The organism is Siminovitchia sp. FSL W7-1587, from assembly GCF_037963795.1.
GTDB lineage: Bacteria > Bacillota > Bacilli > Bacillales > Bacillaceae_C > Siminovitchia > Siminovitchia thermophila.
Window position 1 is genome coordinate 1992929 of sequence record NZ_CP150169.1, and the last position, 14345, is coordinate 2007273.

Sequence of the window (14345 nt, forward strand, 5' to 3'; positions counted from 1 at the left end):
AAAAACCGACAGGCATGAATATATTAAATCGTATAATTGATCCAGTCGCCACGTACGCCACCCATTTTTTCATAAAAACGCTTAGCACGATCATTATCAGTAGCTGTCACCCAAGACATATGGACATAACCATTGCTTTTCGAATAATGTTCACATGCTTTAAATAACTTTTGGGCGACACCTTCGCCCCTGGCTTTCTCGACGACATAAAGGTCATTCATAACTGTGATTCGATCAGCCTTCGTTGTACTGTATGTAAAGTACAATGTTGCAAACCCAAGCAATTCTCCCTCACTATCAGCCACAAACTGAATCCCTTCTTCTTTTTGAAGCAATAAGTCAAAAATGTGGTCCACTTTTTTAACAGGCGGCTTTTCCCTTTTATAAAAGTCCACAATATACTCGTACATCAATACATTCATTTGCTCTCTGTCCTTTTGTTCTGCCGGCCTCACTTCAATGGTCATGTAAAATCCCTCCCGCATATATAAAAATTTAGTGCTTTCGTTTATTATAAAGAAAACTGACTACTAAAAAAGATACAGAACCATATCATTTGACCAGTACAGATGGGAGAGAATGAGCATGAATATCATCCCCAAATTGGACAAGCACTTAAAAGAGCCGTTATATATCCAGCTTTATCAATATTTTAAAGAAGAAATACGGTCGGGAAGAATCCCTTCGTTTAAACGCCTGCCATCGATTCGACAGCTTGCGGGCGATCTTCATATCAGCAAAACAACGATTCAATGGGCCTATCAACAGCTCCTCGCAGAAGGTTATATAGAAAGTAAAGAGCGGAGCGGATTTTACGTTGTGGAAATGGAAAGCCGGCCCTTCTCGCACATATTCGGTTCATCGGAACAACCGATTCCTTTCCCTTCTGAGGAAACCGAAATTGTTTATGACTTTTATATGTCCCATATCGATGTTGATCATTTTCCTTTTCAAAAGTGGAAAACATCCCTCAATCAAACGATGCTTTCCGATCCGAAAGAACTCCTTTTTTATGGGGATCGCCAAGGGGAACTCGAACTTCGGATTGCCCTCAGCAGTTACCTCCGCCAATCGCGAGCCGTAAATTGTTTTGCCGATCAACTTGTGCTTGGTGCGGGTACCCAAACGCTTGCCAGATTGTTATGCCATCTGATCGGACATGAAGAACAAAAAATAGCCATGGAAGAGCCGGGATATGAAGGCGTGCGCCATGTTTTTCAACTGTTGGGTTTTCAAGTCATTCCGATACCTCTGGAAGAAGATGGATTAAACGTGGATGAATTACACAAAAGCGGCGCAAAAGTTGTGTATATTACACCATCCCATCAGTTTCCGCTCGGCATGGTGATGCCGGTTGCCAAGCGGATGAAGTTGTTAAAATGGGCGGAGGAAAATGGCGGTTTAATTATTGAAGATGACTATGATGGCGAATTTCGCTACCATGGAAAACCGATTCCTTCATTGCAAGGTCTGGATGTAAACGGCAATGTCGTTTATGTGGGCACATTTTCCAAGTCGCTGATGCCTGCCGTTCGAATGAGTTATGCCGTTCTGCCCGAACGGTTGCTGGCCTTGTATCAGCACAGTTATCAAGGCTACGACCAAACCGTTTCCAGACTACACCAAAAAACATTGCAATTATTCATGGAAAGCGGAGAGTGGGAACGCCATCTTCGCAGAATGAAAAAAATTTACCAAAAAAAGCACGACATCCTGCTGCAAACGGTTCACCATGTGATGAACGATTCCGTACAAGTGACAGGCCAAAATGCCGGACTCCATGTTGTCATAAAAGTAAACAGCGATAAAACGGCTGATGAATTAGTTCATATTGCTAAAACATCCGGTGTCCAAGTCTACAGCACAACGAATAATTGGATGTATAAGCAAAAAGAAGAAACCCCACTTATTCTCCTTGGATTTGGCGGGTTGTCGATCGAGGAAATACAAGAAGGAATCGAACGGCTTCATGAAGCTTGGCTTCCTTTTTATAGATAAAGTGAAGCGAGGTTAACCAGTTATGGTGGCTGAGAACCTCCGTCCCCCCGAGCCTTAAGATCAGCTCAGGCAGCGACATCCTCGAAACACCATACGCTGAACGACAATGCGATTGAAACTTTTCCGGTTTCCTCGTGATTTAACGATGCGATCGATGCTTTTACTGCTGTCTTCGTGAACTGACGATGCGATCAATGCTTTTACTGCTGTCTTCGTGAACTGACGATGCGATTAATGCTTTTACTGCTGTTGTCGTCAACCAACAATACGATCGATGCTTTTACTGCTGTCTTCGTCAACCGACGATGCGATCGCAGCTTTTCCTGGTCCTGTCGCTTCACTTGCCTATATTCTGTCCTGTACCGCGCAGGCCTTTGTGTCGACATCCTAAAAAACCGTTTCCGAAGTTTTTCATGTCCTGTCGCCCCGACGAGTCGGACTTTTACTGGCAGTTGATCCCCCACTCGTTTTAAACTGGACACAATTTTTTAAAAAAGTATTGACTCTCACGTTGCGTGATCCTTTATATTTTGCTTGAAGGGAGGTCCTTTTGGAAATGAAGGTAAAAGAAGTTGCAGAACTAGCTAGAATCAGCGTACGAACGCTTCATCATTATGATGCAATTGGTTTATTGGCGCCTTCTCAAAAAACGGAGGCCGGTTATCGGCTATATTCCGATGAAGATCTGGGGAAGCTTCAACAAATCTTGTTTTTTAAAGAACTCGGCTTTTCTTTGAAAAAAATAAAGGAAATCATCCATAGTCCTTCCTTCGACAAGTGCGAAGCCCTTCAACTTCAGAAAAAATGCTTGTTGGAAGAGCGGGAGCGCCTTGACAGAATGATCGGTTTGATCGAAAAGACCATCAAACACGAGCAAGGAGAGATTGAAATGTCCAATAAAGAGAAATTTGCAGGCTTTGACTTCAGCCAAAATCCATACGAGCAAGAAGCACGCCGGCGATGGGGTAACAAAGCCGTCGATCAATCAAATGCAATGTTAAACGAGATGTCAAATGAGGAGCGAATGCAAATGAGCGAGGAGATGAATGAAATTTACCGAAAGCTTGCGCACTTGAAAGACGGCTCGCCTGAATCAAAAGAGGCGCAGGCTGCGATCGCTGAATGGTTTACCTTTTTGAACAGGAATGCGGGAAGTTATTCGCTGGAAGCGTTTAGGGGCTTGGGAGAAATGTATGTCGCCGATGAACGCTTCACAAAAAACATTGACCAATTTGGCGACGGACTGGCAAAATTCATGCGTGATGCCATGGCTGTCTATGCGGATCAAAATAAATAAACAGAACGCCTCAAATCAATATTGAAATAGCCACATATTTTTTGGGGCGCCAAATTAGGCATGGACCCGTTATTGAATCGCGGCCCATGCCTTTTGGGTATTCCGAGTTTGTGATGCGACCGAGCACACAAACACTGCATATTTGTCATTCCTTACTGTGAGCGATTAATCATTTTGCGTTTTAGGCGTGTCATTAAAATATTCCTTCGTCTTACAATTCAATAAAAATAAGTGACATATTGTTTAATATGCCACCTAGTTTTTTCCTTAGTGAATCAAACTTTTTTATCTTTAACAAGGTTGTACAGCTTCTTGACAGCACCCGTCGTTCGAATAGCTATGACATCATTTAACTGGGTAAGCGTATGTTACAAACCGATCTGGCGCATCCCCTATGTAGCTAAATGGATAACAGGTCGTTACGACGAGCACCTCTTCCCCCATTTCTCGTATGACGGTCGTGTCATCTTCCGGAACGATTTCCGTTTCCCGGATTTCATACGTGTAGGAGCCGTATGGCATCGTCAAAACAAACCGATCTCCAATTTCTATTTCCCCAAATTTGCGAAAGACAGTGTCACGATGCCCTGATAAAAGGATTTGTTCCCCTTGCCCAGGATAGACGGACTCCGATAAATGGCCCACTCCTTTTTCCAAAGCGTCAGGGTCTGTCCCTTCAACTACCGGCAACGTTTTTCCCAGCTTAGGTATCTCCAATGTGGCAAAAGCTTCACCATACTTCGCTTTAAAGTCTCTCAATGCTTGATCCGTATCTTCCGGGGAATTTTGAATTCTCTCTTTTGCTTCAACCAAAGATTCCTTTTGTGATTGATTGTGCTGAAATAGTTGGTAACCAAAAACCGCCAACAGCACAACTCCTGCGATAAGCAGTAAATTTCCGATAACTTTCAAGTGGGAATCCCTCCTAAATGAAGGCTTGATATATTTTATTATAACTGATATATCAACGTAAAAGAAGCAAATGTGCAAAGACATTTGCTTCTGTCTTTTTATTCATAACCGAAAACTCTTCCTCTATTTCAGCCATCAATAACAGGTATTTCCGCAGCAATTTTTTATGTTCGTATCCATTTCCAAATTTCTTTCGGTGTTGCATTTTTCCCATACATTAAAATGCCAACTTTAAAAACTTTTCCTGCCAGCTTCATCATGAGCCAAATGCTGGCGGTAAGTATGATGAGAGCAAGGATAATTTCCATCCAGGGCCATGTTTCCAACAGTGATAATCGTATCAGCAAGACACCGGGTGCTGTAAACGGTATAAACGAACCGATCATAGCCATCGTTCCACTTGGATCGCTCAAAATGGGACCGATAAAAATGAGCGGCAAAAATGGCAGCATCATGACCATTCCCTGAAAATTGCTAGTCGCCGTCATATCTTCAACCGTAGCCCCAATACCGACAAAAATGGCTGCGAATAGTAAGTAGCCCGCCACTGCGATAAATAACAAAAGCGGCAGTTCAGGTACGAGCAAATATTTAAAAAGAGGGATATCGATTTTCCAAATAACGAGCGGGATGGCAAAGGCAATCCACACAGTAACTTGTGTAATACCCAACACAAAATAACCGATAATTTTTCCTTGCATTAAATCCCCTGGTGTTACTGAGGATAAGATGATTTCCGCGACCTTTTCCTTCTTCTCCTGAGAGGCTGAAGTAAAAATCATCATGCCGGTCATCACAATGGAAAACAAAATTATGCCGGAGAAGATGCCCGGTATAATTCGTTTAAGCGGATCGGCGCCAGCGGCACTTTCATTGGCTGGTGTCTCTTCAGCCGATATCTTTTCAGTGACCGGTTCCAATGTGATCCCCTGCGAGACAACCGTTTTTTGCTCCTCCGTCAAGTCAAGCTTTTCGATTTGCAGTTGGCGAAGAACATTTTCGATCACGGATACCTCGTATATAAACTCCTCATACACTTGATCGTTTAGGTAAACGGGAACATGTGCTTGAGCCAAGGCTTGTTCTGTCAAAGGAATGAACACTGCTTGTTCATCCGATTTCGCGATTTGCTTTCTGATCGTCTCTTCATCTTTTGCCGTTTTTATCAGGTGCCAATGCTTAAGTTCTTGCGCAGATGCCGCCTCCTTGATTTGAGTAAATACGTTCAATTCATCGTGTACGTACACTTTAACCGTATTTTCCGCCGCATCATCGCCATCATGATCATTAAATAAGGAAGGAACAAAAAAGAAAAAAGCAAATAAAAGTGGGGTCAATAATAAGGATATGACAAATGATTTGTTTTTCATATTTCTTTTAATTTCCCATTTGGCTACTTTCCAGCTGTTACGCACCGACTCCGCCTCCTTCTCCACTGCTTGACAAAGTATGATTATCGGTTGCAATATCAATAAAAATTTCATGGAGAGAGACTCGATCAATGGACAGCTCTTGTATATGAAGCTCTTCGGGAAGATGTTTGATCCAGCCAGGGATATGTACATCTCGGGTTAAATACAAGACAGACACGTCTCCGTTTGTTTCAACGCGTTGTACGTCAGGAATTCTGCCAAGTCGTGCAGGTTCGTTATGGCCGCGGATCGTACATTTGAAATTGGCGTATTGATTTTTGACATCTTCAATCGGCCCGTATATGACTTTTCGCCCGCGGTGGATCATGAATAACCGATCACATACCTCTTCAACCATATTCATTTGGTGTGATGATAGGAGAATCGCCGTACCCTTTCTTGCCTGCTCCTTAATTTCCTGTTTAAAAACTTCCTGGCTAACGGGATCAAGTCCAGAAAACGGCTCATCCAGTATAAGCAAGTCAGGCTCATGAATAATCGATCCGATGAACTGGACTTTTTGCCCCATCCCTTTGGACAACTCTTCAACAGGAACTTTTTCTTTACCTTGCAGCCCGAATTTTTCCAGATATTGTAAAGCTCGTTCCCTCGCTCTTTTCAGCGGATAATCTTTCAATTCCGCTAAATATAAAATCATGTCCATAACCTTCACATTTTTGTAAAGGCCACGTTCTTCAGGAAGGTAGCCGATCGTATGCCGGGGAATTTCTCCCGCTGGATAATCACGAAACTTGACCGTGCCCTCATCCGGATACAAAATCCCCATTATGTTCCGGATCGTCGTAGATTTCCCCGCGCCATTAGGGCCCAAAACCGCCATAATTTCACCTTTATGTACCTCGAAGGAAATATTTTGGATAACACGATTTTGCTTAAACGTTTTACCAAGGTTTTCTATTGCCAAGAGAGGTTCTATAGGTCATCACCCTTTCATACTCTCTAATACGAAAAGGACGGAAAAAAGTTTCATACTAATTGATAAGGGGATAAACCCGTGTTCGTTGTTTTACATGGCTATTATAATAATGTGAGCCGAGTGGAAATCTTACGCACGATTATACTATTATAATTGTTTCGGAGTTGACAAGACTGATAATCGCATAAATCAGGGAATCCATTACCCTATAGACGTTTTTGCGCCTATGTCCATCACGGGGTGTGCTTACTCCTTCGCCATAACAACATATACACTAAGAGGACCATCGCTTGTATTTTCGATCGACAGCATTTCTTGATCTTCACAGTGAATGACATCATGTGTTGTGATTGGGAAGCTTCTTTTGTCGATTGTACATGTGCCTTCCCCTTGAATAACGGATAAAAATACGTTGGATTGGGGATGAGGGTGGGGCGGAATAGACTGGCCAGGCAACAAGTTCAGCAAAAAGACCGTGCTTTTTCCTTTTTGAAAAAGATTTTTCCGGGTAAACTTTTTTTCGTTAAATACCAATTCTGGTGCAATATTCTTTATTTCCATTCATGTTTCCTCCCGTTTTTTTGGTAGAGCTGCCCATCTTTGGAGCTCCATCTTTTTCTTCTATTATACTGAAAATATTTATTTTTTCATGTAAGCCGTTACACTAATGAAGCCGTATCTATTGTTCCGCAGGGTTGTCTTTTTTCGCCCTTGAAGCATCGGCGGCGTAAACCTCCCACGAAGAATAAACTTTTTCGAGTATTTCAACTGACAGATTTTGCTTTTGTAAAGCCCTACCTCATGTGGTACGCGTTTTCTTATTATGGTACGATTCTGATAAGGACTAGCGAATGGAGGTGGAAACCCATAATCGTCCAAAACAGGGAAGAACCGCTTTTATTGAAAGGCATTCGCTTTACCCTAAAGCGGCTGCATCCTGACCATAAGATATATCCTTTGCTTGAAACAAAAGAGGTTATCTTGAAAGCCGGCCTCTCTGGAGAAGAAAAGTTGGCCGAAGTTCTTCGAAAGCAAACTTTTTCGTTTGCTCACCACATTATTCACGACCTCTCCTTGGAATCATGCAGCCTTTTTCAAATCGACTCTTTGTTTCTTACTCCCTATTATGCTGTTATTTTCGAAGTGAAAAATATAAGTGGGCGCTTGAAGTTCATTGAGACGCCTCCTCAGCTAATCCGAACACGTGAAACAGGCGAGGTAGATGGATTTGAAAGCCCTGCCGCACAAGTTGAACGCAACGGCGAACTGCTTGACCTCTGGCTTAGCGATCGCGGAATTCAAATACCGCTTTACCGTGTGGTTGTTTTAGCATATCCAAAGCAAATTGTTGAAAAAGCCCCGTCAAAAACGAAAGTGCTGTTCCCCAGTTTAGTTCCCTCATTCCTGCGAAGCCTCCCCCGTGAGAAAACCATGCTTGATCAAAAAACTTTCAAATGGTTAACTGAAGCTCTTTTGAGCAGCCGCATTCAACATATTCCTAGGCCCGTCTGCGAAATGTATAATATTCCTAGGAGCGCCATTCGTACCGGTGTAATCTGTGTTGACTGTGGAATGATTGGAATGGTCAAAATCAAAAGAAGTTGGCGCTGTGAAAAATGCGGACGCTGTGATCCTAAGGCGCACGAACAGGCGATCAGAGAATGGTTTTTATTAATTGGAAGAGAAATGACCAACAGGGATTGCCGCGATTTTCTGCACGTGGATTCAGATACGGCATACAGAATGATGAAGAGCATGGGCTTGACATCAAGAGGAACTTATAAAAATCGCTCATATAGAATGGACTTTAAATAACACTTGTTGTTTTTTTCTATCCGCGGGTATTTTTTTCTATCCGCGGGTATTTTTCTCTATCCGCGGGTATTTTTCTCTATCCGCGGGTATTTTTCTCTATCCGCGGGTATTTTTCTCTATCCGCGGGTATTTTTCTCTATCCGCGGGTATTTTTCTCTATCCGCGGGTATTTTTCTCTATCCGCGGGTATTTTTCTCTATCCGCGGGTATTTTTCTCTCTATCCGCGGGTATTTTTCTCTATCCGCGGGTATTTTTCTCTATCCGCGGGTATTTTTCTCTATCCGCGGGTATTTTTCTCTATCCGCGGGTATTTTTCTCTATCCGCGGGTATTTTTCTCTATCCGCGGGTATTTTTCTCTATCCGCGGGTATTTTTCTCTATCCGCGGGTATTTTTCTCTATCCGCGGGTATTTTTCTCTATCCGCGGGTATTTTTCTCTATCCGCGGGTATTTTTCTCTATCCGCGGGTATTTTTCTCTATCCGCGGGTATTTTTCTCTATCCGCGGGTATTTTTCTCTATCCGCGGGTATTTTTCTCTATCCGCGGGTATTTTTCTCTATCCGCGGGTATTTTTCTCTATCCGCGGGTATTTTTCTCTATCCGCGGGTATTTTTCTCTATCCGCGGGTATTTTTCTCTATCCGCGGGTATTTTTCTCTATCCGCGGGTATTTTTCTCTATCCGCGGGTATTTTTCTCTATCCGCGGGTATTGGAGCGTGACAGAGCCAAGGCTCTGCACGCTCCAATACCAATCCCCCCTTCCGCCCACGGTTAGGCGTCATCCATAATGATGTAAGTGGCTTTGACTGGACCGTGCACGCCGACGACGAGGCTCATTTCGATGTCAGCGGAGTTGCTCGGTCCGGAAATGAAGTTGACACAGGAAGCTATCGTTTCTCCTGCCGCGATTCTTCTGTCAATTTCAGCCGCGGCCTGGGTGATCCGCGGGACAATGGTGCTTTTCGGAATAACCGCAATATAATTTGTCGGAAGGAGGCTCACCGATCGGCCTTTGCCTTCACCAGAGAAAAGAACGACTGTGGCGGATTCAGCCAGCGTCATATCGCTGAAGGTGATTCCGACATCGGCCCGCTCGGCCGCGGCGATGCCCGCATCCCGATCATTCGAATCCCATTCAAACACCTCGTAGTCTGCCCCGTTTAACACCTCGTCCAAACCAAATTCAGCAAATCGGGGGTCATCCCAGGTAACCACCGTTTTGGCTTCACTTCGATCGATCGCCTCTTTTAAAGCGGCTCCCAACCCGGCTTTATTTGTTTCAATTACTTCCGTATGAACCAAAAGACACTGCTCCTTCAAAACTTCAACCAGCTCGGTACGTGAATACCCGGAAAAAACCTCCCATTGCGGCTTAGGCTTATGTCCCCAATCAGGGCGGACAGGCTTTTCCCTCACACGCGCTCTGCCAAAACTTTCAGCCAAACGATCAAGGAATCCTTCACGATTGACGATATTGCCTTGCGGTTGCGAAAGCTCTCCGCCCGAAGACTTTTCAGTGGCCCCAGCCCGCGGATGAGTTGCAACGCCTTGATCATGCAAACTCAAACTGGAAGTATTGATTTCCGATTCCGGCTGATCAGAACCTCCTTGCTTATTTGCATGTTGCAAAACAGTGTTTATGGCTTTACCCTTTTCTGTCATTGGCCCGCCCCCTTGTTTCGTTCTTTGTACAAGTCCCGGAACCTCTTTTTCCCCACTGAAGGAAGGTCCCGCGATTGCGTCCATCCCCTTATCGGCTTTGGCCCTTTTTTCGACATGCCTGAAATGATGCCCCGGAAAACCGTCGCGGACTTTGTGCTAACCCTATAAAATCGGCTAGATGAAGTCACTTTCCTGAATGTTTTCATGGCTGTCTTTTCGCCGGCTGGCGCATGGCCTCCGTCTTGAACGATCCGCTGCCGGTGTTTGTAAAGCAATTCATGCAGCGGAATACGAACCGGGCAAACTTCGGTGCAGGCCGCACACAAAGATGAGGCGTAAGGAAGCTCTTTGTATTCCTCATAGCCTCCTAAAAGCGGCGTTAAAACTGCGCCAATCGGCCCCTGGTAAATCGAGCCATAGGCATGCCCGCCAATATGTCGATAAACCGGACAAACATTGACACAGGCGGCACAACGGATGCAATGCAGAGCAGATTGGAACTCTGTTCCAAGAATCCGTGAACGCCCGTTGTCAACGATCACCAAATGGAATTCATCCGGCCCATCCGCTTCCCCTTCCATCTTTGGTCCGCTCAAAGCTGTTACATATGTGGACAGCTTTTGTCCAACAGCACTGCGGCAAAGCAAGGAAACCATCACCTCAAAATCTTCCCACGTTGGAACGAGCCGCTCCATGCCCATGACAGTGATTTGCGTCTTTGGCACCGTCGTGGAAAGCCGCGCATTCCCCTCATTCGTCACAATACCGACCGTTCCCGAATTGGCGATCGCGAAGTTGCAGCCGGTAATGCCGACATCGGCTGATAAAAATTCCTTCCGAAGCTGTTCCCGGGCAAACCGTGTCAACTCTTCCGGCTTTTCAGATCCTGAGTAACCCCGCTTTTTTGAAAAAATATCCCGAACCTGTTCTTTCGTTTTATGAAGAGCCGGACCTATAAAATGGGATGGATGATCGTTATCCAGTTGAATGATGTATTCGCCAAGATCCGTTTCGATCACTTCGCAGCCCGCTTTTTCCAAAACTGGATTCAAGCCGATTTCCTCCGTCACCATCGACTTCGATTTTACTACTTTCCTTGCCTGCTTCTGTCGGACAACCTGTTCAATATAATTGTTGGCTTCTTCGGCAGTCTCGGCGAAAAACACATGACCGCCTCTTTTCGCCACACTATCGCTTAGCTCTTGTAAATAATAGTCAAGATGTTCTATCGTATGCGAGCGGATTTTCTCACCAAGATCCCGCCATTGTTCCCAATCGCCCAGTTCATCGACTGCTTTCAACCGGACGGATTGCAGCCGTTCCTGGGCAGGAGGCACAGCCCTTTGCACATCAGGATCATGAAGAGCTTCGTCGGCTCGTTTGTCAAACGCAGCATTGCCAATTTTTATTCCCATTTATTTCTCCCCCCTCCTATTCAACATTTCAGCAAGATGCATCACCTTGATTGGCAGGCCTTCCCGCTTAATCCTTCCACCGATGTTCATCAGACAGCCGCAGTCACCGCCAACGAGCACATCTGCACCCGTTTCCTTGATGTGCTCCACTTTTTCACCCACCATTGCTGATGAGATATCACCCATTTTCACGGAAAAAGTACCACCGAACCCGCAACAGTCCTGACTTCTGGGCAAAGATGACAGCTCCAGCCCATCCACATTTTTTAACAAAGTGAAAGGAGCCTCACTTACCCCGAGCAATCGTGTCATATGACACGATTTGTGATAAGTGGCCCGTCCTTTAAAAGAAGCACCAACATCTTCCATTCTCAGCACTTCTACAAGAAATTGGCTGAACTCATACGTCTTATTCGCCAAATCCTTTGCTTGAAGTTCCCAATGGGGATCGCCCTTAAAAATGTCAGGATATTCCTTGAACATGTAAGCGCACGAGCCGGATGGTGTTACAACGTACTCGGAATCGGCAAAAGCCTGAATCATTTGCTTCATCGCTTCTTTGGCATCTTCCACATACCCGGTGCTATATGCAGGCTGGCCACAGCATGTCTGCTCTTCCGGAAAATCAACCTCGCATCCTTCCCGTTCCAACACCTCTACGACATTCATTCCGACTTCCGGGTAAAAAACATCCGCCAAACAGGTAATAAATAATGACACTTTCATATTTTTTATCCCTCCCTTTCATCTAATGCTAAATGGCGCAATCCCGTAAATGAGTCTTCATTTTAGATTTGCACCTTCAGCCATCAAGAGGAAGCCCCGGAAAATCATTTTCGGGGCATCGCTTCAACATACCATCATTTAATGAGGAAAAAATCTATCCCCCCCAAAAAAAGAAAAAATAAATAACATTTCGCCCTACGGACGACCGAGCATTGCATAAAAAAACCTTGTAAATCTATTATAGCACTCGGAAACACTGTATCACATGGCTTTCGTCAAGAAATATTTACCGTGGAAATATGCTCATTCCCGATGGACATTAAGACGTGGATATAATGTTCGAATGCGTAACTTTTGCCTAAATGCAGTGAACACGAGAGAATAGAGGGTAAATAACATTCAGGGAGTAATCACGTTATGCGCGCGATCGTTTATGCTATTATCTTTTTTTCTTTTTTCGACTTATTTACACAACTGCCGATCATTACCCCACTAGCAGGTTCCGTCGGAGCAACGCCATTTCTAACCGGACTGGCCGTCGGCATGTATTCACTTTCCAATATGATCGGGAATGTCGCCTCGGGCTTTTTAACGGATAAAAAGGGGCCTTTTCGGCTTTTAATGGCCGGCTTGCTGTTGACAGGCGGCTCATTGCTGCTTTACCATCTGGCAGCGAATGCATATATCCTGCTTATTGTGCGCTTTATTCACGGATGTACAGCGGGACTAATCATGCCGGCTGCATTTACATTCATGGCGAATACATCTGAAAACAATAAAAAGGGCAAACGTGCCGCCATTTCAGGGGCATTTATTGGGGTTGCCGCCATCACCGGACCGGCTTTCAGCGGGATTTTGGCAAGCCGGACAAGCGAAGTCACCGTCTTCACTGTAACCGCAGCCTGTATGTTTGTTTTGGGGGCCTTGGCGTTCATTTTTTTAAGAACTTCCAATATTACTCCAAAATCTTCTGTCAGACAAACGGAACGCCCCGTTCTCGAGCTGTTTAAAACTCCTGCCGTTGTAAAAGCATTTTCGGGAGCTTTTTTTCTGATGTTCTCTCAAGGCGTACTAGCCTATATGCTTCCGCTAAAGGTGGCGGAGCTTGGAAGTGACACGAAAACAAGCGGCATGCTTCTGAGCACCTTCGGGATCATCGCTGTTCTCATTTTTATTTCGCCGACAAACCGGCTATTCGATCAAATCAAGCCGATACGTTTGCTTGTTTTTGGCATGTCCTTGATGGGAGTAAGCCTTCTGCTGATCAGCATGGGTGAAAGCTTGTCTGTCCTTTATCTATTTATGGCTTTATACGGAACGGGCTTTGCCTTTTTATTTCCATCTATCAACACACTGCTCATTGAATCGACTACAGATCAAAACCGCGGAAAAGCTTACGGCTACTTTTATGCATTTTTTTCCATTGGCGTTGTTGCCGGATCGAGCATTACCGGAATGTTGCAACTGACGGCTAACGGCGGTTTTTTATTTACAGGATGTCTGTTGTTGATCATCGCCATTCTGCTACTTATTATAAAAGGTTCCATTCAACTGCGTAAAAATGCGTGAACTCTCCTCCTCTGGGAATACTATTCACAAAGGAGGATGAAAAATGGCAAGGAAAAATAAAATTTTGGTTCCCGAAGCACGGGAAGCTTTAGATAAAATGAAGGCACGCGTGATGAAGGAAAAAGGTTATCCGGTAGACATGAAAAATCCCGACCATGTAAAGTACGAAGTCGCCGAAGAACAAGGGATCCCTCTTCAAAAAGGCTACAACGGAAAATTAACGGCGGAGCAGGCCGGAAAGGTAGGCGGCCCCATTGGAGGCAGTATGGTAAAAGAAATGATCAAGATGGCTCAGGAACAATTGAAGCATAAACCCTAAAAAACATACGAATCATTAGTAAGGGCTGTCTAAAAAGTCCAATTTAGAGTAAAATTCAAAGGGGCTGGAACATAAGTTAAAAGCTGATTGATATTCGTAAAAATCGCGAGAATAAAACCGCGTGAAATCAAGAAGTAACCACCGGTTTTTTAAACTTGTTTTCACGCGGTTTATTCATTTTTAGAGGGTTCTGTCCCGGCCCCTTTGTTTTTCATATTCACGCTGGACAACCTCTACTATTTTTTTAGAGCTAAGAAGAGCGATTTTTCAGGACTTTGGAC

15 protein-coding genes are annotated in these 14345 nt (G+C 44.4%); 6 read left to right on the forward strand and 9 right to left on the reverse strand.

Annotation, left to right across the window (positions count from 1 at the left end):
- Positions 1-23: 23 nt before the first annotated feature.
- Positions 24-467: a GNAT family N-acetyltransferase gene (locus NST31_RS09200; RefSeq protein ID WP_339165192.1), complete on the reverse strand. Its 444-nt coding sequence runs from the start codon at positions 465-467 to the stop codon at positions 24-26.
- A gap of 118 nt (positions 468-585) precedes the next feature.
- On the opposite strand from NST31_RS09200, the gene NST31_RS09205 reads away from it, so the two are divergent.
- A complete protein-coding gene (locus tag NST31_RS09205) occupies positions 586-1998 on the forward strand; it encodes a PLP-dependent aminotransferase family protein (RefSeq protein ID WP_339165193.1) in 1413 nt (470 codons plus the stop codon).
- 200 nt (positions 1999-2198) lie between these two features.
- Here the strand turns inward: NST31_RS09205 and NST31_RS09210 are convergent, their stop codons facing one another.
- Positions 2199-2339: a hypothetical protein gene (locus NST31_RS09210; RefSeq protein WP_339165194.1), complete on the reverse strand. Its 141-nt coding sequence runs from the start codon at positions 2337-2339 to the stop codon at positions 2199-2201.
- Positions 2340-2548: 209 nt separating this feature from the next.
- On the opposite strand from NST31_RS09210, the gene NST31_RS09215 reads away from it, so the two are divergent.
- A complete protein-coding gene (locus NST31_RS09215) occupies positions 2549-3295 on the forward strand; it encodes a MerR family transcriptional regulator (RefSeq protein ID WP_339165195.1) in 747 nt (248 codons plus the stop codon).
- Between the two features lie 345 nt (positions 3296-3640).
- Here NST31_RS09215 and NST31_RS09220 read toward each other — a convergent pair whose 3' ends face one another.
- From NST31_RS09220 to NST31_RS09235, 4 genes are all read right to left on the reverse strand, one after another.
- Positions 3641-4207 (reverse strand): class D sortase, encoded by a 567-nt coding sequence (locus NST31_RS09220; protein ID WP_339165196.1) that lies wholly within the window; start codon positions 4205-4207, stop codon positions 3641-3643.
- A 164-nt stretch (positions 4208-4371) separates the two neighbouring features.
- Positions 4372-5622 (reverse strand): ABC transporter permease, encoded by a 1251-nt coding sequence (locus NST31_RS09225; protein WP_339165197.1) that lies wholly within the window; start codon positions 5620-5622, stop codon positions 4372-4374.
- Positions 5615-6556 carry an ATP-binding cassette domain-containing protein gene (locus tag NST31_RS09230; RefSeq protein WP_339165511.1) on the reverse strand — a complete coding sequence of 314 codons (942 nt, stop codon included), beginning with the start codon at positions 6554-6556 and terminating at the stop codon, positions 5615-5617. Before NST31_RS09230 ends, NST31_RS09225 begins: the two co-directional genes overlap by 8 nt.
- Before the next feature lie 246 nt (positions 6557-6802).
- Positions 6803-7117 carry a cupin domain-containing protein gene (locus tag NST31_RS09235; protein WP_339165199.1) on the reverse strand — a complete coding sequence of 105 codons (315 nt, stop codon included), beginning with the start codon at positions 7115-7117 and terminating at the stop codon, positions 6803-6805.
- Between the two features lie 396 nt (positions 7118-7513).
- Between NST31_RS09235 and NST31_RS09240 the strand changes: the two genes are divergently transcribed.
- Together NST31_RS09240 and NST31_RS09245 are read left to right on the forward strand one after the other, a co-directional pair.
- Positions 7514-8371, forward strand: coding sequence for a nuclease-related domain-containing protein (locus NST31_RS09240; protein ID WP_339165200.1), 858 nt, complete (start codon positions 7514-7516; stop codon positions 8369-8371).
- Positions 8372-8374: 3 nt separating this feature from the next.
- Positions 8375-9148 (forward strand): hypothetical protein, encoded by a 774-nt coding sequence (locus NST31_RS09245; protein WP_339165201.1) that lies wholly within the window; start codon positions 8375-8377, stop codon positions 9146-9148.
- On the opposite strand, the gene NST31_RS09250 is transcribed toward NST31_RS09245, so the two are convergent.
- Genes NST31_RS09250 through NST31_RS09260 form a run of 3 tightly spaced genes read right to left on the reverse strand, consistent with a single transcriptional unit; the run spans position 9145 to position 12176 of the window.
- Positions 9145-10035, reverse strand: coding sequence for a lactate utilization protein C (locus tag NST31_RS09250; RefSeq protein WP_339165203.1), 891 nt, complete (start codon positions 10033-10035; stop codon positions 9145-9147). The genes NST31_RS09245 and NST31_RS09250 overlap by 4 nt on opposite strands.
- Positions 10032-11450, reverse strand: coding sequence for a LutB/LldF family L-lactate oxidation iron-sulfur protein (locus NST31_RS09255; protein WP_339165205.1), 1419 nt, complete (start codon positions 11448-11450; stop codon positions 10032-10034). Before NST31_RS09255 ends, NST31_RS09250 begins: the two co-directional genes overlap by 4 nt.
- Positions 11451-12176, reverse strand: coding sequence for a (Fe-S)-binding protein (locus NST31_RS09260; protein ID WP_339165207.1), 726 nt, complete (start codon positions 12174-12176; stop codon positions 11451-11453). It lies immediately after the preceding gene.
- A 417-nt stretch (positions 12177-12593) separates the two neighbouring features.
- Between NST31_RS09260 and NST31_RS09265 the strand changes: the two genes are divergently transcribed.
- Together NST31_RS09265 and NST31_RS09270 are read left to right on the forward strand one after the other, a co-directional pair.
- Positions 12594-13745: an MFS transporter gene (locus tag NST31_RS09265; RefSeq protein ID WP_339165208.1), complete on the forward strand. Its 1152-nt coding sequence runs from the start codon at positions 12594-12596 to the stop codon at positions 13743-13745.
- A gap of 43 nt (positions 13746-13788) precedes the next feature.
- The gene (locus tag NST31_RS09270; protein WP_339165210.1) at positions 13789-14064 is read left to right on the forward strand and encodes an alpha/beta-type small acid-soluble spore protein; all 276 of its coding nucleotides are present in this window, start codon (positions 13789-13791) and stop codon (positions 14062-14064) included.
- Positions 14065-14345 lie beyond the last annotated feature (281 nt).

Coding starts and splice junctions, on each gene's coding strand:
- NST31_RS09200 (WP_339165192.1), bottom strand. CDS start 467: ATGACCATTGAAGTGAGGCCGGCAGAACAAAAGGACAGAGAGCAAATG.
- NST31_RS09205 (WP_339165193.1), top strand. CDS start 586: ATGAATATCATCCCCAAATTGGACAAGCACTTAAAAGAGCCGTTATAT.
- NST31_RS09235 (WP_339165199.1), bottom strand. CDS start 7,117: ATGGAAATAAAGAATATTGCACCAGAATTGGTATTTAACGAAAAAAAG.
- NST31_RS09250 (WP_339165203.1), bottom strand. CDS start 10,035: ATGACAGAAAAGGGTAAAGCCATAAACACTGTTTTGCAACATGCAAAT.
- NST31_RS09255 (WP_339165205.1), bottom strand. CDS start 11,450: ATGGGAATAAAAATTGGCAATGCTGCGTTTGACAAACGAGCCGACGAA.
- NST31_RS09260 (WP_339165207.1), bottom strand. CDS start 12,176: ATGAAAGTGTCATTATTTATTACCTGTTTGGCGGATGTTTTTTACCCG.
- NST31_RS09265 (WP_339165208.1), top strand. CDS start 12,594: ATGCGCGCGATCGTTTATGCTATTATCTTTTTTTCTTTTTTCGACTTA.
- NST31_RS09270 (WP_339165210.1), top strand. CDS start 13,789: ATGGCAAGGAAAAATAAAATTTTGGTTCCCGAAGCACGGGAAGCTTTA.